The sequence below is a fragment of the Stenotrophomonas sp. STEN030 genome (genome assembly GCF_056759995.1).
Window position 1 is genome coordinate 17,302 of record NZ_JBRREB010000036.1, and the last position, 22,163, is coordinate 39,464.

General features: G+C 62.8%; 19 protein-coding genes. 7 read left to right on the forward strand and 12 right to left on the reverse strand.

The window, feature by feature from the left end:
* Positions 1-318: 318 nt before the first annotated feature.
* Entirely contained in the window at positions 319-930 is a 612-nt protein-coding gene (locus ACVOLR_RS13380; RefSeq protein ID WP_481536860.1) for a superoxide dismutase, read from the reverse strand.
* Between the two features lie 261 nt (positions 931-1,191).
* Between ACVOLR_RS13380 and ACVOLR_RS13385 the strand changes: the two genes are divergently transcribed.
* Together ACVOLR_RS13385 and ACVOLR_RS13390 are read left to right on the forward strand one after the other, a co-directional pair.
* The gene (locus tag ACVOLR_RS13385) at positions 1,192-1,656 is read left to right on the forward strand and encodes a guanyl-specific ribonuclease (RefSeq protein WP_481536861.1); all 465 of its coding nucleotides are present in this window, start codon (positions 1,192-1,194) and stop codon (positions 1,654-1,656) included.
* Positions 1,653-2,102: a barstar family protein gene (locus ACVOLR_RS13390; RefSeq protein WP_481536862.1), complete on the forward strand. Its 450-nt coding sequence runs from the start codon at positions 1,653-1,655 to the stop codon at positions 2,100-2,102. The genes ACVOLR_RS13385 and ACVOLR_RS13390 overlap by 4 nt, the downstream gene beginning before the upstream one ends.
* Before the next feature lie 3 nt (positions 2,103-2,105).
* Here the strand turns inward: ACVOLR_RS13390 and ACVOLR_RS13395 are convergent, their stop codons facing one another.
* From ACVOLR_RS13395 to ACVOLR_RS13410, 4 genes are all read right to left on the reverse strand, one after another.
* Positions 2,106-2,633 carry an SRPBCC family protein gene (locus ACVOLR_RS13395; protein WP_481536863.1) on the reverse strand — a complete coding sequence of 176 codons (528 nt, stop codon included), beginning with the start codon at positions 2,631-2,633 and terminating at the stop codon, positions 2,106-2,108.
* Between the two features lie 259 nt (positions 2,634-2,892).
* The gene (locus tag ACVOLR_RS13400; RefSeq protein WP_481536864.1) at positions 2,893-3,321 is read right to left on the reverse strand and encodes a VOC family protein; all 429 of its coding nucleotides are present in this window, start codon (positions 3,319-3,321) and stop codon (positions 2,893-2,895) included.
* Between the two features lie 86 nt (positions 3,322-3,407).
* Positions 3,408-5,297, reverse strand: coding sequence for an ATP-binding cassette domain-containing protein (locus ACVOLR_RS13405; protein WP_481536865.1), 1,890 nt, complete (start codon positions 5,295-5,297; stop codon positions 3,408-3,410).
* 35 nt (positions 5,298-5,332) lie between these two features.
* Entirely contained in the window at positions 5,333-6,238 is a 906-nt protein-coding gene (locus ACVOLR_RS13410) for a LysR family transcriptional regulator (protein WP_481536866.1), read from the reverse strand.
* A 127-nt stretch (positions 6,239-6,365) separates the two neighbouring features.
* Here ACVOLR_RS13410 and ACVOLR_RS13415 point away from each other — a divergent pair, with 127 nt between their 5' ends.
* Complete coding sequence (locus ACVOLR_RS13415) at positions 6,366-7,394, forward strand: YeiH family protein (RefSeq protein WP_481536867.1); 1,029 nt, start codon at positions 6,366-6,368, stop codon at positions 7,392-7,394.
* 384 nt (positions 7,395-7,778) lie between these two features.
* Here ACVOLR_RS13415 and lysS read toward each other — a convergent pair whose 3' ends face one another.
* Both lysS and prfB read right to left on the reverse strand, forming a co-directional pair.
* A complete protein-coding gene (gene lysS, locus ACVOLR_RS13420) occupies positions 7,779-9,299 on the reverse strand; it encodes a lysine--tRNA ligase (protein ID WP_481536868.1) in 1,521 nt (506 codons plus the stop codon).
* Between the two features lie 99 nt (positions 9,300-9,398).
* Positions 9,399-10,524, reverse strand: a protein-coding gene (prfB, locus tag ACVOLR_RS13425; RefSeq protein WP_481536869.1) for a peptide chain release factor 2 whose coding sequence is annotated in 2 segments (ribosomal slippage) — positions 9,399-10,448 and positions 10,450-10,524 — 1,125 coding nt in all. Because the reading frame shifts where the segments join, the coding sequence is not laid out codon by codon here.
* Positions 10,525-10,697: 173 nt separating this feature from the next.
* Here prfB and ACVOLR_RS13430 point away from each other — a divergent pair.
* Together ACVOLR_RS13430 and ACVOLR_RS13435 are read left to right on the forward strand one after the other, a co-directional pair.
* Complete coding sequence (locus ACVOLR_RS13430; RefSeq protein ID WP_481536870.1) at positions 10,698-11,861, forward strand: PPC domain-containing protein; 1,164 nt, start codon at positions 10,698-10,700, stop codon at positions 11,859-11,861.
* 115 nt (positions 11,862-11,976) lie between these two features.
* On the forward strand, positions 11,977-13,323 hold the full coding sequence (locus tag ACVOLR_RS13435; RefSeq protein WP_481536871.1) for an ABC transporter substrate-binding protein: 1,347 nt from the start codon (positions 11,977-11,979) through the stop codon (positions 13,321-13,323).
* 175 nt (positions 13,324-13,498) lie between these two features.
* On the opposite strand, the gene ACVOLR_RS13440 is transcribed toward ACVOLR_RS13435, so the two are convergent.
* The 4 genes from ACVOLR_RS13440 to ACVOLR_RS13455 form a co-directional block, all read right to left on the reverse strand.
* A complete protein-coding gene (locus tag ACVOLR_RS13440; protein ID WP_481536883.1) occupies positions 13,499-16,384 on the reverse strand; it encodes a VIT domain-containing protein in 2,886 nt (961 codons plus the stop codon).
* Between the two features lie 123 nt (positions 16,385-16,507).
* Positions 16,508-17,254 carry a DUF6794 domain-containing protein gene (locus tag ACVOLR_RS13445; RefSeq protein WP_481536872.1) on the reverse strand — a complete coding sequence of 249 codons (747 nt, stop codon included), beginning with the start codon at positions 17,252-17,254 and terminating at the stop codon, positions 16,508-16,510.
* Positions 17,255-17,437: 183 nt separating this feature from the next.
* The gene (locus ACVOLR_RS13450) at positions 17,438-18,118 is read right to left on the reverse strand and encodes a hypothetical protein (protein ID WP_481536873.1); all 681 of its coding nucleotides are present in this window, start codon (positions 18,116-18,118) and stop codon (positions 17,438-17,440) included.
* Positions 18,119-18,195: 77 nt separating this feature from the next.
* Positions 18,196-19,101, reverse strand: coding sequence for a LytTR family DNA-binding domain-containing protein (locus ACVOLR_RS13455; RefSeq protein WP_481536874.1), 906 nt, complete (start codon positions 19,099-19,101; stop codon positions 18,196-18,198).
* A gap of 155 nt (positions 19,102-19,256) precedes the next feature.
* Here ACVOLR_RS13455 and ACVOLR_RS13460 point away from each other — a divergent pair, with 155 nt between their 5' ends.
* A complete protein-coding gene (locus ACVOLR_RS13460) occupies positions 19,257-20,450 on the forward strand; it encodes an acyltransferase family protein (RefSeq protein WP_481536875.1) in 1,194 nt (397 codons plus the stop codon).
* A 14-nt stretch (positions 20,451-20,464) separates the two neighbouring features.
* Here the strand turns inward: ACVOLR_RS13460 and ACVOLR_RS13465 are convergent, their stop codons facing one another.
* Entirely contained in the window at positions 20,465-21,139 is a 675-nt protein-coding gene (locus tag ACVOLR_RS13465; protein ID WP_481536876.1) for a TetR/AcrR family transcriptional regulator, read from the reverse strand.
* Positions 21,140-21,153: 14 nt separating this feature from the next.
* On the opposite strand from ACVOLR_RS13465, the gene ACVOLR_RS13470 reads away from it, so the two are divergent.
* Complete coding sequence (locus ACVOLR_RS13470) at positions 21,154-22,092, forward strand: ABC transporter six-transmembrane domain-containing protein (RefSeq protein WP_481536877.1); 939 nt, start codon at positions 21,154-21,156, stop codon at positions 22,090-22,092.
* Positions 22,093-22,163: the final 71 nt, after the last annotated feature.

Genomic DNA, 22,163 nt, shown 5'->3' on the forward strand with positions numbered 1-22,163 from the left:
GTCGTTTGTGGGAGCGGCGTCAGCCGCGAAGCTGAGGTTGTTGCAGCTGCGGGCATACATGCACTCCGATGATGTGTGTGCTTCGCGGCTGACGCCGCTCAGACAAGAGGCTGCCAGCCTGCGTTTGCCCTGTGCCCGCGAAGCTGGCGTTGCCGTAGTTGCGGGCATCCTTGCAATCTGATGACGCACCAGCTTCGCGGCTGACGCCGCTCCCACAACACCGGGTTCGGGACGTCAGCAACGACAAAGGCCGGGCAATGCCCGGCCTTTGCTGGAGCGGCAGCCCCCAACCGGGGCAACCGCTTCATGTCACCGCTATCAGGCAATCGCTTCCTGGTAACGACGCTCGACTTCGTTCCAGTCGACCACATTGAAGAACGCGCCGATGTATTCCGGACGACGGTTCTGGTACTTCAGGTAATAGGCGTGTTCCCACACGTCCAGCGCCAGGATCGGGGTGTTGCCGTCCATCAGTGGGCTGTCCTGGTTGGCCGAGGACTCGACGACAACCTTCTTGTCCGGGGTCACGCTCAGCCACGCCCAGCCGCTGCCGAAACGGGTCAGCGCAGCCTTGGTGAAGGCTTCCTTGAACTTCTCGAAACCGCCCAGCTGCGACTCGATGGCCTTGCCGACGTCACCGACCGGCTGGCCGCCGCCGTTGGGCGACATCACGGTCCAGAACAGCGAGTGGTTGGCGTGACCGCCACCGTTGTTGCGCACCGCGCCCTGCAGGTTCTCCGGCAGCGACTTGGTCTTCTTCACCAGCTCATCAACCGGCAGGTCGGCGTATTCGGTTCCTTCCAGCGCAGCATTGACGTTGTTGATGTAGGTCTGGTGGTGCTTGCTGTGGTGGATCTCCATCGTGGCCGCATCGATATGCGGTTCCAGGGCGTCGTAGGCGTAAGGCAGCTTGGGCAGGGTGTAAGCCATGAGGGATCTCCTTTGGATAGCCGGTTTCTGTGTCTGGTCGAAAAACCAGACGGTGCGCTATCAATGGTAGGGACGATGCGACAACTTACCAAGGGTGTCGTAAAGGAAACTTTGTCCCGCACGCGGGCGCTGGACAATGCAGGCGCGATCTGCGCGACCGTTGTTACTGCTGCGTGAAGCCTGCGTACTGAACCATCTGTTCAACAAAGACGCTGTCATGGCGTGATAATCGTCGCCTGTTCCGGATTCTTCCTACTGCCCATGCGTAAGCCTCTGCTCCTTGTCGTCGCCATCGTCCTGCTCGTCGGCGGGTTATGGGGCATGCGTGTGCTGCAGCAACCTGCGCCTCCGCAGTTCGCGCCATCGCTTTCGCAGGACTTGCCCGCATCAGCCGGGACCAGCCAAGCCGCACGCGTGGAGGAACCCAACAGGGACCCGCTTCCGGCCTTCCTGCCGCCCGAGGCACGCGAGACCATCGCCCTGATCCAGCGCGGCGGACCGTATCCCCATCGCCAGGACGGCAGCACCTTCGGCAACCGCGAGCGCCAGCTCCCGCAGCGCCCGCGCGGTTACTACCGCGAATACACCGTGGATACACCCGGGCTGAGCCATCGTGGCGCCAAGCGCATCGTCACCGGCGGCGATCCGCCGGATGCCTGGTATTACACCGACGACCATTACGAGAGCTTCCGCAGCTTTGAAGTCCCCGCCAGGAGTACGCCATGAGTGACAGCGGTTTCGATATGGGTCTGGAAGATGTCAGCCAAGCCGGCGTCTACGGTGTTGGCGACGGCGACCTCGGCGGCTTGGCGGCGGTAGCCCGCGATGCCGGCTTGCGGGTGTGCCGCATCGACCTGGAAGGCTGCGCCGACAAGCGCACCTTGCTGATGCGCCTTGGCACCCAGCTCGACTTCCCGGCCGGCTGGAGCCGCAACTGGGATGCGCTGTCCGATGGATTGCGTGACCTGTCCTGGCTGCCGGCCAACGGCTATGCGTTGTTGTTCAGCGATGCAAACGACCTGCGCCAAGGCAGCCCGGCCGACTTCGATACCTTGCTGGACGTGCTGTCCGAAGCCTCGGCCAGCTGGGCCGAGAACAACCTGGCGTTCTGGGCCTTTATGGAACTGCCCGGTGGCGGCGAAGAGGCAGGCGGCGAGGACGAAGAAGAGTGATCTTCAGCGGGTGGTCTGCAGCCATTGCGCCAGACTGCCCAACTGCTGCGCCTGGACCTTGTCCACCACCGGCGCCAGAACAGCGAGGTCGTCAGGGCTGTAACCGCCAGCGCGGTAGCGCCAGGTAAGCCGGGTGGATGCGCCTTCGGCCTGCAACGTCCAGTCGGCGACGCCATGCAGGCCCATGCCCTGCATCGGCCCAAGTCCGCCGGTCATGCGCAGGGTTTTCTCCGGATCGACAAACACCACCTGCAGGTGCTGCGCCTGTTGTGCGCCAGCGATTTCGCAGAAGCAACCACCGGCGCGAGCATCGATGGACAGCTTTGCAGCCTTGCCCCACCAGCTATGGTCTTTCGGCCACCAGTGATCGATGTCGGCTGTCATTGCCTGCCATACACGCGTAGGCGTGGCTGCGATCAGGACGCTGTTCTCGACGGTGAAGCCACCGGCTGTGGCGTCTTTGACTTCAGCGTACGCCGGTAAGGCGAAGGCTGTTGCGAGCAGCAGTAACGTATTGAGTCTGCGATGCATGGCTACTGCTCTTGTTGAATGGCACGAGCATGCGCGGAGCGTGGTTGGCCCGCAAGCGCTGGCTCGTGCCTAAGAGCACCCCTCCCCAGCCCTTCCCTGCACCTGCGGCGTAAGGGAGGGAACGTAGTGCCGAGCCATGCTCGGCAGGGGCGTTCCCAGCAACCCATCAGCGCTGCAGCTGTAGGCCGAAAAACCCAAAGATCAACAGCTCAAAGCACCCCTCCCCAGCCCTCCCCTGCGCAAGGAAGGGAGCAGAGCATCAGTCCAAGCCAGCCGAAACCGGCCCCTTCAACTCGATGGTGTTGCCATCAGGGTCCTTGAAGTACAACGACAAGCCATCCCCTTCAGCGCCGAAGTTCACTTCTGCTGCCGCCAACGGCGTTGCACCGTGCAGGGACAGATACGCAACCAGGCCCGCCTCATCGAAAGGCTCGACGCGCAGGCACAGATGATCGACATTGCGCGCTTCCAGCCCCGGTCCGGCACCGCCGCGCGCACCCAACGTGCCGTCCAGACTGATCAAGTCGATCATCGACGCACCGGCACGCAGGTGCACCAGGCCAAGATGGTCGCGTCGTCGCACCACCTCGCAGCCCAGCACCGTCGAATAGAAAGCAATGCTGCGTTCCAGGTCACGGACCCGGAACACCACATGGTCGATACGCTCAATCTCAAACGGTCTTTTCATCATCGCCTCGCAGCATCCACGGACACCATCCTGCCGTCCCCGGTGAGGACGACAGGTGAAGCAAGGCGTAGGCCGTCAGAGCCGGCTCAGGCGTCCAGCTCCTGCCAACGAGCGTAGGCGGCATCCAGCTCGGCCTGCACCTTGGTCAGCAGCGCTGTGTGCGCAGTGACTTCGGCGCTGGAACGGGTATAGAACGAGGGATCGTTCATCGCCGCGGTCAGGCCTTCCACGTCCAGCTCCAGCTGTTCGATCTTGGCCGGCAGCTGCTCCAGCTCGCGCGCATCCTTGAAGCTCAGCTTGCGCTTGGGCGCAGCATCGGCAACCGGAGCGGCAGGCGCAGCAGCAGGTGCCGCCGTCGCCGAGGCCTTGGCGACCGCCATCGCGGTCTGCGTAGGTGCTGGGCGCTGGCGCAGCGAGTCGCTGTAGCCGCCGATGTAATCGCCCACCTTGCCCTCGCCTTCCAGCACCAGCGTGGAGGTCACCACGTTGTCGAGGAAGTCACGGTCATGGCTGACCAACAACAAGGTACCGGTGTAGTCGCCGAGCAGCTCTTCCAGCAGCTCCAGGGTTTCCACGTCCAGGTCGTTGGTCGGTTCATCCATTACCAGCAGGTTGGACGGCTGTGCGAACAGCTTGGCCAACAGCAGGCGGTTGCGCTCACCGCCGGATAGGCGGGTGATCGGCGCGCGCGCGCGCTCAGGGGTGAACAGGAAGTCCTGCAGGTAGGCATGCACGTGCTTGCGCTTGCCATTGATGTCGATGAAGTCCGCGCCTTCGGCCACGTTCTCGATCGCACTCCAATCTTCGCGCAGGGTGGCGCGGTACTGGTCGAAGTAAGCAATCTGCAGGTTGGTGCCCTGACGCACTTCGCCGCTGTCCGGCTGCAGCTCGCCCAGCAACAGTTTCAGCAAGGTGGTCTTGCCGCTGCCGTTGGGGCCGATCAGGCCGATGCGGTCGCCACGCAGGATGACGGTTTCGAAATCCTTGATCATCACCCGCTCGCCAAAGGCGAAGTTGATGTTCTTGATGTCGATGACCTTCTTGCCGGAGTTCTCCGCACCGGAGGCTTCCAGCTTGACGTTGCCGCTCAACTCACGGCGCTGCACGCGCTCGTTGCGCATCGCCTTGAGCCGGCGCACGCGGCCCTCGTCGCGGGTACGACGGGCCTTGATGCCCTGGCGGATCCACACTTCTTCCTGCGCCAACAGCTTGTCGAAGCGGGCATTCTCGGCCGCCTGCGCATTGAGGCGTTCTTCCCGGCGGCGCTCGTAGTTTTCCCAGTCGCCCGGCCAGCTGGTTACCTGGCCGCGATCGATTTCGACGATGCGGGTGGCCAGCGCACGCAGGAAGCGGCGGTCATGGGTGACGAACACCACGCAGCCATTCCAGCCCTTGAGGAAGGTTTCCAGCCAATCGATGGCTTCGATGTCCAGATGGTTGGTCGGCTCGTCGAGCAGCAACACGTCGGGGCCGGCGACCAGCGCACGCGCCAGCAGCACGCGGCGCTTCATGCCACCGGACAGTCGACCGAATTCGGCATCGCCATCCAGGTCGAGCTTGGTCAGGGTTTCCTCGACGCGCTGGTCCAGACCCCAACCATCGGCGGCATCGATCTTGGCCTGCACATTGCCCATTGCCTCGCCATCGAAGACGTCGGCGTGGCTCAGGCGGTGGAACTCGGCCAGCCAATGGCCGAGCTCGCCGAGGCCATCGGCGACCACATCGAACACGCTGCCGGCAGCGCCATGCGGCACTTCCTGCTCGAGCCGGGTGACGCGCACGCCCTGCTGCACGCGCACCTCGCCGTCATCGGGCTTGAGCTCGCCAGCCATCAGCTTCATGAGAGTGGATTTGCCGGCGCCGTTGCGGCCGATCAGGGCGATACGCTCGCCAGTCTCGATCGACAATTCGGCTTTTTCCAGCAACAACGGGCCGCCGACGCTGTAGTCGACGTTCTGCAAGGTAATCAAAGGCATGGGCGTATTGTACGGGCTCTGGCGGTCGACCGCGCTCAATCGTCGCTAAACACGTCCGCCGGTAGGCCGAGCAGCTGGCGCAGGCTGGCCGGAATCCGTTTGCCAGGGTGCCGCACCGCCCATAGCTGACGCTGCAATGGCGGCAACGGCGTCGCCAACACCTGCAGCTTGCCCAACGTCACCAAGTCGGCCACCGCATGCCGCGACAGGCAGGCCAGGCCGAGCCCGGCGACCGCGCCCTGCTTGATCGCCTCGGTACCACCAAGCTGCAACACCTCGGCAAACCCATGCAGATGTGGCAACAGGGCCTGCTCGGCTGCCTCACGGGTGCCTGAACCCGGTTCGCGCAGCAGCCAGCGCGCCTGCCGCAGTGTCGCCAGATCGGCGCCTTTGTCGAATTGCGCCGCCAGCGGATGGCGCTCACCGAACACCACCACCAGCTCGTCCTGCTGCCAGTGCACGACTTCCAGCCCCGGCTCGTGGCTGGGCCCCTCAATCAAGCCGACATCCACCTCCAGCCGCTGCACGGCGGTGGTGACCTCACGGGTATTGCCGATCACCAGCTCAACATGGGCATGCGGATTCGACGCCTGCAGGTCGGCAATGCGCGCCGGCATCAGGTAGTTGCCGATAGTGGTGCTGGCCCCTACCTGCCAACGCACGGCCGCGCCGGTTTGGCTGTCGGCACGGAACCGGCGCTCGATATCGGTCATCCCCGCCAGCAAGGCGCGCGCCTGTGGCAGCAGTGCCCGACCGTGGCCATTGAGCACCAGTCGGCGGCCGATCCGGTCGAACAAAGCCAACCCGAGCAGGCTCTCCAGTTCGACCAGGGCCGCACTTACCGCCGATTGCGACAAGCCCAGCAGCTCACCGGCCGCAGTCGTGGTGCCGGCCTCGGCGATACCGGAAAAGATCTGCAACTGGCGCAGGGAGAGATGCATAACTTATCTCTAAAACCGGTTGATTCAACCAATATTATCCGTTTTACAGGTAATAACCTTGGGTGCAGCATGGGCTATCTTCTAATAACCCAACGTTATGAACACCTCGACCCAAGGGCTTACCTCCATGCACCTTTCCCGCCTCCCCGGCCTGCTGCTGACGGCCACCGTCGCCGGCCTGTCGATCTGGCTGGGCACCTTGCCGTGGATGCAGAACCACGGCATCAGCGCGCTGACCCTGGCCATCGTCATCGGCATCGTGCTGGGCAACACGGTCTATCGCAGCCTGCCGACCCGAGCCGACGCAGGCGTTGGTTTCTCCAAGGCCACCCTGCTGCGCGCCGGCATCATTCTTTATGGCCTACGGCTGACCCTGCAGGATATCGGCCAGGTTGGCGTTGCTGGCGTGGCGATCGATGCACTGGTGCTGTGCTCGACCTTCGGCCTGGCCTGGTGGCTGGGCACCAGGCTGCTGGGCATGGACCGCAACTCGGCCCTGCTGATCGGCGCCGGTAGTTCGATCTGTGGCGCCGCCGCGGTGATGGCTGCCGAACCGGTGATCAAGGGCCGCGCCGAACAGGTTGCGGTCGCCGTGGCCACGGTCGTGGTATTCGGCACCGTGGCGATGTTCCTGTACCCGCTGCTGTATCAGTGGGGCGTGTCGGCGGGCTGGATGCCGTTGGATGAGACCGCGTTCGGCGTGTTCACCGGTTCTACCGTGCATGAAGTTGCGCAGGTGGTAGCTGCTGGCCGTGCGGTCAGTGAGCCCGCTGCCGATGCTGCCGTCATCACCAAGATGGTGCGGGTGATGATGCTGGCACCGTTTCTGGTTGGTCTATCAGCATTGCTGGCCCGTGGGCAGAGCAGCGGCAATGGCGAACGCTCGAAGATCACCATTCCTTGGTTCGCGTTTGGCTTCATCGCCATGGTCGGTTTCAATTCGCTGCAGCTGCTGCCGGTTGAGCTGGTGAAGGTGTTGGTGGATCTGGACACCGTGTTGCTGGCGATGGCGATGGCTGCGCTGGGTTTGACCACGCATGCTTCGGCACTGCGCCAGGCTGGTGCCAAGCCGATGCTGTTGGCTTTGTTGTTGTTTGGTTGGTTGTTGGTTGGCGGGATGCTGATCAATCTGGGCGTACGGGCTGTGCTGGGCTGAGGCGCTATCGGGAAGGCCTCTGCCGAGCATGGCTCGGCACCACGCTTTAACCGCGCGCGGCGGCGGGCCGAATGCTTCGATTTGCGGCGCTTTAGCCCCTCTCCCGCGTGCGGGAGAGGGGTTGGGGTGAGGGCAGCTTTTCGCGGGTAAAGCCTCTGCCGAGCATGGCTCGGCACTACGCTTTAGCCGCGCGCGGCGAGGGCCGATTGCTTCGATTTGCGGTGCTTTAGCCCCTCTCCCGCGTGCGGGAGAGGGGTTGGGGTGAGGGCAGCTTTTCGCTGGTAAAGCCTCTGCCGAGCATGGCTCGGCACTACATTGCAAAAAAAGGCCTTCCCGGTCAGGGGAAGGCCTTTGTTCTTGCGGCTGCAGCTAGGTCGCCCTGGATCAGGCTTCCGGGCGCATGTACGGGAACAGCAGTACGTCGCGGATCGAGGCGCGGCCGGTCAGCATCATCACCAGACGGTCGATACCAATGCCCAGACCGCCGGTCGGTGCCATGCCGTATTCCAGCGCACGGATGTAGTCGGCGTCGTAATGCATGGCCTCGTCATCGCCACCGTCCTTGGCTTCCACCTGGGCCTGGAAACGTGCGGCCTGGTCTTCCGGGTCGTTCAACTCGGAGAAGCCATTGGCCAGCTCCTTGCCGTTGACGAACAGTTCGAAGCGGTCGGTGTAACCAGCATCGTTGTCGCTGGCGCGGGCCAGCGGCGACACTTCGACCGGGTGATCGGTGATGAAGGTCGGCTGGATCAAGGTGTGCTCGACCGTGGCTTCGAAGATTTCCAGCAGCAGCTTGCCCCAGCCGTAGCTCGGCTTGACGCGGATCTTCAGGCGTTCGCAATGACGCAGCAGCGCGTCACGATCGGTGCAGTCGGCAGCAGTGATTTCCGGGTTGTGGTGACGCACGGCTTCGTCCATGCGCCAGCGACGGAACGCCGGGGCCAGGTCGATCTGCACGCCATCCCATTCCACCACGGTGGTGCCGAGCACGCTCTGCGCGACATCGCGGATCACACCCTCGGTCAGGTCCATCACTTCGTTGTACGTGGCATAGGCCTCGTACAGCTCCATCATGGTGAATTCCGGGTTGTGACGGGTGCTGACGCCTTCGTTGCGGAAGTTGCGGTTGATCTCGTAGACGCGCTCAAGGCCGCCAACCACCAGACGCTTCAGGTACAACTCCGGTGCCACGCGCAGGTACAGCTGCATATCCAGCGCGTTGTGGTGGGTGGTGAACGGCTTGGCCGTGGCGCCGCCGGGGATGTAATGCATCATCGGCGTTTCGACTTCGAGGAAGTCGCGGTTGTCCAGCCATGCGCGCATGGCGCGGATGATCTTGGAGCGCTTGATGAAGACGTCGCGCGATTCCGGGGTGACGATCAGGTCGACGTAACGCTGGCGGTAGCGCTGCTCGACGTCGGCCAGGCCATGCCACTTGTCCGGCAGCGGGCGCAGTGACTTGGTCAGCAGGCGGATGCTGGTCGCCTTGATCGACAGTTCGCCGGTCTTGGTGCGGGTCAGGCCGCCTTCAACAGCGATGATGTCGCCCACGTCCCAGCCCTTGAACGCAGCATAGATGTCGCCCAGCGCGGTGGCCTGCAGGAACAGTTGGATGCGGCCGCTCTCGTCCTGGATCTGCGCGAAGCTGGCCTTGCCCATGATGCGCTTGGCCATCAAACGGCCAGCCATCTTCACCGTGCGGCCGGTGGCTTCCAGCGCTTCACTGGTCCAGGTCTCGGCATCGTCGTATTCAGCCTGCAGCTTGCCGGCGAAGTCTTCGCGACGGAAGTCGTTCGGGTAGGCGATGCCCTGCCCGCGCAGCGCCGTGAGTTTCGCGCGGCGCTCGGCGATGAGGCTGTTCTCGTCGACGGGGAGCTGCTGCGTTTCAGGGGTCTGTTCGGTCATGGCTTTATTTTCTATTTTGGGGGGATAACCAGGCGCGGCCACCGTCTGGTGAAACCGCACCGTACAACAAGGGAATGGCCCGTGCAGGGCCATTCCAGATCAAGCGTCGATGCGCTTGGCGCCGGCCTGCAGGCCGGACTTGAGGCTGGCCTCGATGAACTCGTCGAGGTCACCGTCCAGCACCTTCTGCGTGTCGGTACGTTCAACGCCGGTGCGCAGGTCCTTGATACGACTCTGGTCGAGCACGTAGTTGCGGATCTGGCTGCCCCAGCCGATGTCGGACTTGGTCGCTTCCAGCGCGTCACGCTCGGTATTGCGCTTCTGCACTTCCAGCTCATACAGCTTGGCGGCCAACATCTTCATCGCGGTGTCGCGGTTCTGGTGCTGGCTGCGGCCAATCTGGCAGGCCACCACGGTATTGGTCGGGATGTGGGTGATACGCACCGCCGACTCGGTCTTGTTGACGTGCTGACCACCGGCACCGGAGGAACGGTACACGTCGGTGCGCAGGTCGGCCGGGTTGATGTCGATTTCAATGTTGTCATCGACTTCCGGCGACACGAATACCGAGGTGAAGCTGGTGTGGCGGCGGTTGTCCGAGTCGAACGGCGACTTGCGCACCAAGCGGTGCACGCCGATCTCGGTCTTCAGCCAGCCGTAGGCGAACTCGCCCTCGACGCGGAAGGTGGCCGATTTGATGCCAGCGACGTCGCCGCCGGACACTTCCATCAGCTCGGTCTTCCAGCCGCGCGATTCACACCAGCGCAGGTACATGCGCAGCATGATTTCCGCCCAGTCCTGGGCTTCGGTACCACCGGCACCGGCCTGGATGTCGACGAACGCATTGCAGCTGTCCATCTCGCCGGAGAACATGCGCTGGAACTCGAGCTTCTCGATGTGCGCCTGGAACTTGTCCAGGTCAGCCACGACGGCCAGCGCGGTGTCTTCGTCCTGCTCGCTTTCGGCAAGCTCAAGCAGTTCGGTGGCTTCGGACAGGCCGTCCAGTACGTTGGCAATACCGGTGACGGTCTTGTCCAGCATCGAGCGCTCACGGCCCAAGGTCTGGGCGTACTCCGGGTTGTTCCAGATGTCCGGGTTTTCGAGTTCGCGGGTTACTTCTTCGAGACGTTCTTTCTTGACGTCGTAGTCAAAGATACCCCCTGAGCGATAGCACGCGATCAGTCAGATCGGTGATTCGCTGGCGGATGGGATTGAGTTCGATCATGGTCGGTCTAGTAAGGCAGACAAGCTGACAATTCTAGCATCCAGCCGACTCCTGAATTGGGCCTTTGGGCCGTGAAGACCTTCTCGCTGAATAGACACAACTTAACGTTAGAATCGCCCCCTGACCCGCAAAGACGGGAAAAGGAGACATTTCTGACCATGAAGGACCTAAGCTTGAACACCAGACACGCTCGCCTGTTTGCAGCCATTACCTTGACCTTGGCACTTGCTGCCTGCCAGAAGCTGGGCGGCCTTGCCCCCACCGGCGGTGACAAGGCTTCGAACCTGACCGTCGGCGAGACGGTCTCTGGTGAAATCACCTCGTCCAGCACCCTGAACTACAACGACGGCAGCCGTCACCAGGGCTACAAGGTCACCATGAAGAGCGGCGAAGCCGTCTCGCTGGAGCTTGGTGGCTCGCTCAGCGGTCAGCTGGCGGTGTTCGACGGCCAGAACATGATTGCCAATGCGTCCTCCTCGGGCATGAGCGAAGGCGACTCCTCCAGCTCGGTCAACCTGGCCTTCCGCGCGCCCAAGGACGGCACCTACCTGGTTGCAGTCAACAGCGCCAGCGCTGACGCGTTTGGCCCGTTCAAGCTCAAGTCCGCCAAGGTCGTTCCCTACGACGGCAAGCCGCTGGGCGCCGAAAGCGAGATCACCGACTGGCTGATGGGCGACAAGCAGGAGTACAAGCTCAAGGTAGACAAGGCCGGCCTGTACGCCATCACCCTGGAGTCCAGCGCATTCGACTCCTACCTGCGCCTGAACGGCCGCAACGTCGAGCTGGAAGATGACGACAACGGCGGCAATCTCAACGCCCGCATCCGCACCTACCTGGAGCCGGGCGAGTACACCGTCGCCGCCTCCTCGGTGAATGGCAATACCGGCTCGTTCAAGCTCAACGTCAAGCTGACCCCGACCGACAACGGCCTGGTTACCCGTGACGGCACTGCGCTGACCGTAGGTCAGACCGCTCAGTCGATGATGGATTCGCGTGGCCGCCGCACCTTCGTGCTCAATCTGGATGCACCCAAGCACATCCAGTTCGATGCAATCGCCGACGGCTTCGACTCGGTGCTGCACATCACCGGCCCCGGCGTTGACGAAGAGAACGACGATGGCGGCAACGGCACCAACGCCCAGCTGACCCTGAACCTGCGTGCAGGCCGCTACATCGTTGCGGTCACCAGCCTGGGCAGCCAGCAAGGCGTGTTCGAGCTGGAAACCACCGACCTCGGTGGCGGCGATGTCGCAGCCCCAGCCAACAGCAACCGCAAGGATGCTGCCGAAGAGGCTGCCAGCGCCGCTGCCGACGCAGCCGCCGCCGTCATCCAATAAGCCACACCGCCCATCGCGCCAGCTGGCGTGTTGGGCCCACGGCCACACCACCTGCCCCCGCAGGTGGCGTGGCCGTTCTTTACCTACCCCCTGCTTCCCACCTAAAGGAGTTCAAGTGAAGCGACTTGCAGCCGGACTGCTGTCCCTTGCCATTGCCGCCGCCGTTCACGCCCCCGCGTATGCCGCCGGCCCGGCCCGCCCGCTCGCCATCAATGGCGATGTCTCCGGCGAAATCACCTCTTCCAGCCCGGTCAACTACAGCGACGGCACCCGCAGCCAGCTGTTCTCGTTGCAGATGGGCGCCGGCCAGGCGGTAACGCTGAAGCTGGAAGGCGCACTCAATGGTGCGCTGGCCGTGTTCAACCGTGATGTACTTGTGTCCCGCACCGAAGCAGGTCGCGAAGGCAGTGCCAGCCTGAGCATGCGCGCCGACAAGGCCGGCCAGTACCTGGTCGCCGTCAGCGGCGCCGATGCACGCGCCTTCGGCCCGTTCCAGCTCTCGGCCGAACCCATCGTCGCCTATGACGGCAAGCCGCTGACCGCTGGCCGCCGGGTTACCGACTGGCTGCGCAACGGCGACAAGACCTTCGTTCTGCAGGTCGACAAGCCGGGCCTGTACACCATCGACCTGGAATCGACCGAGTTCGACGCCCGCCTGGAACTGAGCGGCAACGGCCTCAACCTGGAAGACGATGACGGCGGCAGCAATCTGAACTCACGCCTGGTCGCACCGTTGCAGCCAGGCCGCTACACGCTGACCGCTGGCGGTCTGGGCGAAGCCTCCGGCGCGTTCTACCTGGGCGTGGAACAGGCTGATTTCCCGGAAGGCCTGGTCTTCAATGATGGCACCAGCCTGCCGCTGGAAGGCACCGTCAGCGGCTTCATCGGTGCTGACGACACTCGCAGCTTTGTATTGAACCTGCCGGAGCGTCGCCGTGTGCAGCTCGATGCCAGCGGCAAGGATCTGGACACCATGCTCACCCTGCAGGGCGGCGACATTTCCCTCAGCGACGATGATGGCGGCGGCGGTGTCAATTCGCGCATCAGCCAGGTGCTGGACGCAGGCGAGTACAACGTGTCGGTGCGCTCGGTGAACAGCCGTGGCGGCGTATTCCAGCTGGCTACCGGCACTGCAGCCGCGCCCGATGGCCCGATCCGCCCCGAGCTCAAGATCGGCCGCGAAGTCCAGGGCCAGCTGCGTGCCGGCAACCGTGACATGTACACCCTGGAGATTCCGCGCAAGGGCAAGTACGTGATCAGCATGACAGCCGGCTCATCGAGCCTGGATGGCATGATCACCGTGATGCGCAATGGTGAAGAGGTCGCCCAGCAGGACGACAGCGACTCCAGTCTGGATCCGAACCTGGAAATCGACCTGGAAGCCGGCCGCTACATCGTGTTCGCCCACAGCTTCGATCCGAACGCCACCGGCAGCTACCGCCTGCTGGCACGTCGCAAGTAAGCGAGCAAGCGTTAGCAAAACCCCGATGCCAGCTCTCTGACATCGGGGTTTTCTTTTTTGTGGGAGCGGCGTGAGCCGCGAAGCTAGCGCTGCCAGATTCTCGTGCTGATGCCTTGTTTGCTTCGCGGCTTACACCGCCCCCATATACGAATAGCAGATTGCTACAGCAACCGGCTCAGCGCACTTCGAACTCACCTACCAGCACGGTGTCGGTGGCGTCCTGCAAGCGCATGGTCACCGCCTGATCCTTCTGCTTTGGCGTACCCCAATGGGTACTCAAGCGCAGCATCAAAGTAGCCGCACCAGTCACCAACTGCTGACGACTGCCAAAGTAATTGGCCTCCACCTTGTAGATACCAGGCTTGGCATCGCGCAACGAGAACTGCTCAGGCCCGTAGCCACCAGTGAAATCCTGCGACATCTGCCCGCCTTGATAGGTCAAGCGGTTGCCGTAGTACGCACGCTCGCCATTGGGATCGGTCACCCACAGATCCATATCGCTGTTGTCGGCATCCCAGGCCAACACAACGCGCAGATCCAGCGGCATCCCCTTGCGCAGGCGTGGATCAACCTGCCTTGCATCCAGCACCGTGCCACCGCGTGCGATCAGATTGGTCAACTCATCCAGCGCGATCAGCGCAACGCCGTCGAAGCGCCTATCCCATTGGCGCTGCACAACTTGGTACAGCGGATCGACTGCCTGCTGCGCTCGCCCCGCCGCCTCCAGCGCCAAGCCCAGATCGCGGAAACTCTGCGGCTCATCATCGGCCATTGCCAGCACCTGCTCGAACACCGGCACCGCCAGACTCGGCTCGCCGGCCTGCATCAGCCGATAACCCAACACCCGCAGCAGATGCCGGTTATCCAGCTCCATCTCGGCCAGATTGGACAGCACCCGCAATGCCAACTCACGCTGCCCGGCAGCGAACAACATATCGGCCACATCCAGGAAGAACGCACTGCTGTTGGCATTGGCTTCGCGCTCATCCAGGTACCACGCATACAACTCACCGGCAGGTGCCTTGCGCAGGCGTTGCGCGAACGGTGAATTCGGCTCCCATGCCGCGAGCTTGATCTGCACAGCGCCGGAGTTGGCCGCAGCCTCATCTGCTGCGCCAGTTGCTGCCACCTCGCCTGTAGCGTCACGTCTATTACCAGTGACTACTACCTGGTCCAACGCAGAAGACTCGGCTGCAACTGCCGCCGCTACAGGTGCTGGTGCTGGCGGAGCTGGCGCCATCGCCATTAACGTTGCAGGTGCGCCGTTCGAACGCTGCCTTGCCAGCTCTGCTGCCTGCGCCACTTTCAACGGCGCATCCTTCGGCCAGCGCTTTTCCCACCACGCTTGGCGCTGCTGCCATTCCTCGGCCACTCCATCAAGATGGGTCCTGCGCGCGGCCTCACGGTCGACAACCTGACGGGCAAAACGGCGGTCGTATTCGGCCCGCAGCGCTGCCGGCGGCCGGATCGCGTAGCGCAGGTAGTCATCTATCGTATCCAGCACCAGCAAGGAGCTGCCCTCGCTGACCATGCCGAACTGCTGTGACAGCAACTGCATCGCCTCGCGGTTGCCGCGCGGGTCGGCCGCCAGCTGCTGCAAGCGTGCCTGCGCCCACAACCCGGCCATCAACGCGCCATCTGTGTTGCCGGGCGCGACGCTCAACGCCTGCCACGGGCCACCATTGATCCGCAACCGCAGCTCGGCCGGTGCAACATCGGCGCGTGCATACAGCCACAACCAGCCCTGCTCCAGACTGCGGCGATCGATCACCACATCGTGTAGACCGGGAGCCGGTGCAAGTTCCACCGTAGTCGGCGTGGCCAGCAAGCGACTTGCCGCCGCGCTCACGTCGTCAGACTCGATCTGCACCAGGCTGCCGCCGTTCGTCTCGCTCCAGCCACGCAGGCGTGCGGTATCGGCACCGGCCGCAGCACTATTGATTGCAAACAGACGTTGATCCGCCGCCAACGCCGGTAGCGTCGATGCGCCCCAGTTGGACAGGCCATCACTGATCAGCAGGTACTCACCGAGTTCTGCCTTTGGCGTCCACGACGCCAAGGCGCTGGCGCCGTCGTTCGGCGTCTGCTCCAACACGCGACGCAACGCGCTCCAGTCACCCTTGCGGATACTGAAACGACGCTCCGCTTCCGGCTTGTCGCGCAGCACCGTCAATACAACACTGCCCTCCCCCATCGCCGCGAAATAACGATCGAGCAGCGCAAACTCGCGCGCCCGGTTACGTGTACCCGCCGAGCCCGATGCATCCCACAGCAGGCCGATCTTTGAAGGCAAACTGCGCGCAACCGGCGCCGCTACCGGCAGCTGTGCAAGCAGATAGTGTTGCCCCTCGTAGTGCGCGGACTGCAGCACAGACTGCGGTTTGGCTGGCAGCTGCCATTGCAGCTGCGCCGGCAACTGCCGACCGCTGCCCTGCCAATCCAGCGCGCCGGCCATCAAGCGGAACGGTGCCTGCCCTAGCTTGTCCGCGCCGCTAGCACGCAGGCGCAGACTGACCTCGCCTGCCGCCGCTGCGAACTGCAGCGGCAAACGCCACTGCCAGCCCTCACTGGACAACGGCATCGCTTCGCGGATGGTCAACTGCACGCGCCGGCTACCGCCAGCAGGCAAGGGGTATACCCGGAGACGGAACTGGTTGCCGGCGGTCTGCTCCAGCAACGCCGGGTCCTGACCCTGCCGGACGATAGCCTCGAACACCTGTCGGCCACGCTCCTTCGGCACCGGAACCGCATCGCGCAGCTGCCCGTCGATATCCAGGGCGAAGCCACTGATCTGTTGATTTCCAGCCAATGGGAACTGCAGCTCACCCTCCATCACCCGCCGATTGGGGTTGTGGAGTACCAACTCGATCCTGGTCTGCGCTACACCGGCCTGCACTTCGCCATCGATGATCGCCCGTTGCAGCTGGATTGGCTGCTCGTCCTTGGAGATGGCAATCAGTACCGGAGGCTGGATCAGCCCCCTGCCCTGCTGCGCGGCAACTGGCGTCACCGCCACGCCCAACACCAGGCAAATCATCCAACAACGCCGCCAGCTAACCATGCTCATCGCAGCACTCCATCCAAAGGTTGGAAGATCAAACGCCCCAACTGCCACAACGGGGTTGGCGGATAAATCATTTCAATTGGCCAGACCTCGACACTGGCACGCTTTTCGCTACCTGTGTCAGGAAGTGGACTCTTCCGAAGTGGGCGCGAAGTGGCTCGGGCGTTCGGGCCATACGCATGCTTTGTTGAACTTTAACTCTAGGTTGGGAGGCGCATGGCGCGGGGTAAGTTCATTTCGGAAGCCGAGCCACATCAGCGCAGCATCGAGCGACGCCTCGCTCTCGAACTCGGCCCGAACGAAGCATTGGCGGTTCAAGTCGCCCACGGGCACGATGCGCAACTCTGTAGGGCAGCCTGGCGCAGTCGCGCCAGCCACTTGGCGGTCGATCTGCGCTTGCATGGCTTCAAGCATCTCGCCGACAGTGAGCAGATACCAGCCCGTCGTATCGATCTGGATGTTGTGCACCGTTGCAAATTGGCATTGCAGGGAGGACCGCAAAGCAGAATCTGTTTGCGCCTGCACTCGGTCCCACATAGCCTCGAGGATGACGATCGAACATCCTTCTGGATCTTCAGTTCCGCAGGACCTGCGGAGTGCATCATTGCCGCCCCACAAGCCAAACTCGTTGCGCACGCCTGTGCCGTATCCCATGTAGAGCTGATTGGTGACACTGTCCTTTGGGTTTCGCCGCATCCAATCGATGTCGTCAGCGGGCAGCTTGCCAAGAAGTCGAACGACAGCTTCATCAACCGTGCTCGGCCAAGGGGCGTTCTTCGGTGCCTCTGCCGCCCGCGGCGCGCCCGGGGCGCATGCACCGAGCACCACCGAAAGCATGGCAATCGACCAAATCAAAGCCTTGCGCATGCGCTTCATCCATGTGTATTTTCTATCGATGCAACGGTGAGAACCAGCCAACCGATGGAAATCTCGTAACTCCGTCGATAGCTGGCACGATCGCCAGATGTGTCCTTGAGGTCCTCAGTATGCGATCAGCCCTGCGGTCGCGATCAACCTCGGACACCCGAAGCCTACGGCAGCTGATAAACCTCAGAAAATCACACCCATCTCCGAGGAAAGCACTCGCCAACCTGATGCGTCGTGCCGCAGCACAGCCTCATGTTGGGACCCACATGCTCCACCACAAAAGAATCCGAACCCAAGGTCGTAATCCCCATCCGCACGTCGGATGGGAGCGCCCAAGCCCATGCTCATCGTTGTCCCCACGCGCGTGCCCTCAGGTGGTGGCTGCCATGCCGAACCGGGCATAAGCTGGACCCCGATTTCCCCGAGATCGCGGATTGATTCCGGTGACAGGTCGATCGCACTGTCACCCTTGGGCGAACTGATGCTCACATATACCGGCATGCGATTGCTCGCCAGATAACCGCCAGAGGCCATTTGATGGCGTAAGACCGCTTTCATTACGCCCTGCAGATCGGGCGGTGGATTCAGTGCTGCCTCGGCCAATCCTTGCCGTTTGTCACGTGCGGCCTGCAGCGCGCTGGGTGCACCACGCTCGACCACCATCCGCCATTCGTTGGCTGAGCGATCGAAATGCGGTCCGTCAATCGCCGAGTCACTCCGGCCAAATTTTGCTTCCAGTGCGATGTTGCCTTCCATCATCGCCTGCGTTGCGTCCAGCAATGGCTGCTTTTCCTGCCCGTGTGCAACCCACGTAGCGAATGAAGCCAATGCTGCCAATGATCCTGCAAGAACCGACTTCTGCATCTTGTTTGCTCGACGGGCACCTGTTGTTCGCATTGTGCCGTGTTTTCCCTTCGGCCCAACTCTGCCCCCTTCCGGGCTCAGGCCGAGGCAGGCTCGTCCTTGTCACTGCTCAACTTCGACTTCAGCGCCGGCAGGTAGCGCCTACTGCAGGCGACCTCTTTGCCATCGGCCATGTGCAGCAGGGCCTCGCCGCCTTCCAGCGGTTCGATCGACACCAGATGGGCCAGGTTGATCAGCCAACTGCGATGGACACGAACGAAACACGCGGCATCCAGCTTCTGTTCCAGCGCAGCCATGGTGATCCGCAGCGGGTAGTCGTGGCCGCGAAGGTGCAGATTGACGTAGTTGCCCGCGGCCTGCGCCCATTCGATATCGGCCGTTGCGATCAGGAAGTCACGGCCCAGCTTGCGCACCAGCAGCCGCTCCGGATGATCGATGGGCTCCAGCGGCGGCCCTTCATCTGGCTCGGCCAGCAACTGTGCCTCGCCTTGCAAACGTCGAAGCAGAAAGCGGTAACCGTCGATGCAGAACAGGATGGCGGCGTAGGTGCGCACGTCCTTGAGGTATTCGTATAGCAGCTCGTCCAGCCAGGAGCCGACCTGATAGCGCTCCCCCACCACGGCATAGGTGAGCATCCTGATCCCGAACATGGCCAGCACGTGCAGCAGCGAGATCGGCACACTGGCCAGCAGGTACCAAGGCAGGCGTCGGCGCCAGTTGTCCAGATGCAGCGGCCAGCGCCTGCTGAACCAGACGATGGCCGGTACCAGCAACAGCAGCCAAACCAATCCACTGGAGAACTCCCAGACCCAGGGTTCCCACCATTCCATGGAAGGCGCACCGGAGCGGTTGGCATCCATCCAGGTGGTGATCGCATTGCCGCTGCAGTTGATCAACACCAGCAGCAGCCAGAACAGCAGCTCCATGCTTTGCCGCCAGGGGATGGAACGATTCAACAGGGTCGGCGATGCGGCTTGGTTCATCCGCGCATTCTAGACGGCGCGACGGTCGCAGCCGTCGCTGGCCATCCCCGGATCGCCACCACTCGTCCCTTGATGCCCGCAGGTCGGCCCTTCCGGCCCTAAGGGATGCGCATCCCAGGCTGTAATGACGGCCTTCTCCATCCGCTGGACACGCAATGCATAGGCGCCACGATCTGGATTGGCTGCGGGTGATCGCCTTTGGCCTGTTGGTGATCTACCACGTCGGCATGTACTACGTGAGCTGGGACTGGCACGTCAAAAGCCCGGCAGCGAGCATCGCACCGGAGCCTTTCATGCTGCTGACTTCGCCATGGCGGATGTCGCTGCTGTTCCTGATCTCCGGCGTCGCCACCGCCTTCATGTTTCAGCGCCGCCCTGCCGGCTTGCTGCGCCGGCGTTCCTGGCAACTGTTGCTGCCGCTGCTGTTCGGAATGGCGGTGATCGTGCCGCCGCAGGCCTATTACCAGGTGGTCGAGCAGCTACCCGGCGGATACAACGAGTCCTATTGGGCGTTCTACGGAAAATACCTCAGCGACTACCGTGGCTTCTGCGACAGCGACGGTTGCCTGCGGGTTCCTACCTGGAACCATCTCTGGTTCCTGCCCTATCTGTGGAGCTACACGGTCCTGGCCTGGCTGTTGTGGCGATTGCTGCCAGCATCCGCATTGTCGCGTTTGCGCCAATGGACCGAAGTAGCCTTGAACGGCTGGGGCGCCCTGCTTGTCCCGGTAGTCATCCTGGCAGCAGCGCGTCTGCTGCTGGTAAGCCGCTTCGAGCAGACCCACGCGCTGACCGATGACTGGTACAACCATGCCCAGTACGCCAGCATCTTCCTGATCGGCTTCCTTGCCGCGTTCAACACCCGCTTCTGGGAATCGCTGCAGCGCCTGCGCTGGCTATCACTGGCTGCCGCTGGAATCAGCTACGCCGTGCTCATCCACGCCTGGTATTTCTCCGGCTACAACGACGCGCAACCGCCACCGCTGGAATTGCGGCTCGCCCTTCGGGTTGTCTGGGCGGTGGACCAATGGTGCGCGATCGCCGCCTTGCTGGGCTTTGCCTACCGTTGGCGCGAGGCCGACAGCCCGGCCCTGCGCTATCTCACCCTCGCGGTATTCCCGCTGTACATCCTGCATCAGACGGTGATTGTGGTGCTGGCATACAACCTCAAGCCGCAGCAGCTGAATCCTGGCGTCGAAGCCGTCATCCTTATCGTGGCCACGTTTGCTACTTGTCTTGGCGCCTATGAACTGATCCGGCGCTGCGCACCGCTGCGGCCGCTGTTTGGCCTGCGCACGCAGCCTGCGGCAAGGCTGATCCAATCATCGGCAAAGCCCGTGAGGGACTGAGCCGAGGGCCTCAATCAATCACGTGGCGTTGCAGTGCCGAGCAGCAACCGGGCCACCTCGGCCAGCTCACTTTCCATCGCTGAGCGCTCATCGTCCGAGCGCAGCAGCATCAGGTCGTTGGCATAGCCCATTGCCAGGGCGAACAGCTGCCGGGCCGCACGCGTTGGCGACGCGCACCGGTAGGTACCAGCATCCACGCCGCGCTGCACGATTCCGGCCAAAAGGTCCTGCCACTGCTGGTTCACCGCCAGATAGGTCGCCGACAGTTTGGCGTCATGCATGGCCTCATCCCAGGCATCGAGCCACAACACCCAGGAGTCATCGTCGGTTGCCGGCAAACAGTCGCTCAGAAAGAAAGCGAGTGCTTCGTCCGGTGCCAGGGGTTGGACCGCTACCTTTACCTGCTCAAGCTGCTCGTTAGCGAAGCGGGCGAATGCTTCGCGGCGGAGCTCATTCCAGTCGGCGAAGTAGTGATAGATGTGACTGCGGGAAATGCCCGCGTGGGCGGATATATCGCGTGTTGAGACATTGGCCAGGCCATTCGCTCGAAACAGATGCAAAGCCGCTTCAATGATCTGATCTCGACGGGAAGGAATGGCCAAACGACACCTATTGGGCAGAACTGAATGGAAAGCATATCGACTCAAGCGCTTGAGCGGTCGCTCAAGTAGAATTGAGCGACCGCTCAATTCTACATCTCCACATGAAACGCCTTCCAACTTCAGGGCCGCTCTCAGCACCCGCCACCCAGATCGGGCAGCAGACTGCGGCAAGCACTCTGATTGCCCTCGCAAAGGCATATCCGGGCCAGATCAGCCTGACGCTCTCCCTCGTTGCCGCGGAAAATGCGCTTCTGCTTGCCTACCCGCTATTCGCCGGATTCGCCGTGGACTCGATCATCAAAGGCGATGTGTACAAGGCGATCTGGTACGCAGGGGTGGTGTTGTCGTTCTGGCTGATAGGCGCGGCGCGCAGGGCGATGGACACCCGCGTATTCACCCGCATCTACGCGGATCTAGCGGTCGGCGTAGTGCTGGCGCAGAGACAACAGATGCAGACAACCTCCACGGTCGCCGCACGGGTCGTACTGGCCCGGGAATTCGTCGACTTCTTCGAGAAGCACGTGCCGATCATCACCACCGCGTTGGTCTCGATGGTGGGTGCGGCGATCATGCTGCTGGTGATCGAGCCGTGGGTCGGCATCGCCGCCCTGTCGGTGCTGGTGCTGGGAATGACGGTACTTCCCCGCTACGCCCGACGCAACGAACAGCTGCATGGGCGTCTGAATGACCGGCTGGAGCATGAGATCCGGATGGTGGAACGGGTCAATGCCGGGACCCTTCTTCGCCACTACACGGTGCTTTCGCGCTTGCGCATCTGGCTGTCTGATCGAGAAGCCAGCGCCTTCCTCGTGGTTGGGACCGCCGCTGCGGCCTTGTTCGCACTGACCATGATGCAATTGGCCACCACGAGGGACGTCACGCCTGGGCATGTCTATGCAGTGATGACCTACCTCTGGACCTTCGTTACCAGTCTGGATGACGGGCCAACAATGGTTGACCAGCTGGCTCGGCTGAAGGACATCGGTAAACGAGTGAATCCCGGCCTGGAAGAGGCTACATCGGAACAGACCGATCGCTGAGCCTGTGCGCTGGACTCGCAGCCAAGAGCGGGCCTGCGGACTGAGGCGTGCAGCACACGCCAAAACCAGAG